Annotated in this window: 1 protein-coding gene; it reads right to left on the reverse strand. The window is 73.2% G+C overall.

Translation table 11 applies throughout. The annotated features are described in order from the left end of the window. Positions 1-784 (reverse strand): flagellar hook-length control protein FliK (gene fliK / locus H8B02_RS47565; protein ID WP_229172559.1); only part of this gene is annotated, 784 nt, incomplete at both ends.

The raw sequence follows: 784 nt of genomic DNA on the forward strand, positions 1-784 counted from the left end.
GCTGCGCGGCGGTCGAGGGGCGCTCGGCCCACATCCGCACCGAGGTGCGCTCGCCGTTCAGCGAGACCAGCGCGTGCACCGGCCCGGCCGGCTCGACGTCGAGCGTGAAGCGCGCCCGCCACACCCGCTTGGCGGCTTCGACCTCATTACCGCCGCCGTCGCGGGAAATCTCGAACTGCGCCATCGCCGTGCCCTGCTGGGTCAGGAACGGAATCTCGAAATTCCAGCGCGGCACCATGGCGTCGAGCTGCGGACGCGCGCCGTCGCCGCGGTCCGGCAGCGAGGCGATCTGCAGCAGCGTCTGCCGCGCCAGTGCCGCGTCGGTGTTTTCCAAGAGGCGGTGCGCGGCGGTCGGAAGCGGCGTGCCAGGGGCAATCGACCGCTCCGCAACGGCCTGCGCCGACGGCAGCGCGCCGTGAAACGGCGGTGGCGGCGTGCTGCCGCGTGCGGGCACCTCGCCAGGCAACATCTCCCTTGGCGCGGCGCCCTGCCGTGCCGGGTTGCCGAGCTCATGCAGCGCTTCCTGAATGAGATTGAGCGCGCCGCCCGATGACGGGCCGGCATCGAGCGCGCCCGCGAGCGCCCCGGCAAAGTGGGTGGCGCCGCGGGTGAGATCCTCGGCAACCGGCACGCGCGCCTGCGGCAGCAAGATTTCCTGAACCTCGAGCTCGGGCGTGCCTGATGGCACAAGGCCCGGCGCCGTGCCGGCACCGGCAAGCGCCGGCTGCTGCAGTGGCGTGGACGCGGGCCTTGTCGCATCGCCGGCGCCGAGCGAAGTCAGCGC

It is taken from the genome of Bradyrhizobium altum, assembly GCF_020889705.1.
Classification (GTDB): Bacteria; Pseudomonadota; Alphaproteobacteria; order Rhizobiales; family Xanthobacteraceae; genus Bradyrhizobium; species Bradyrhizobium altum.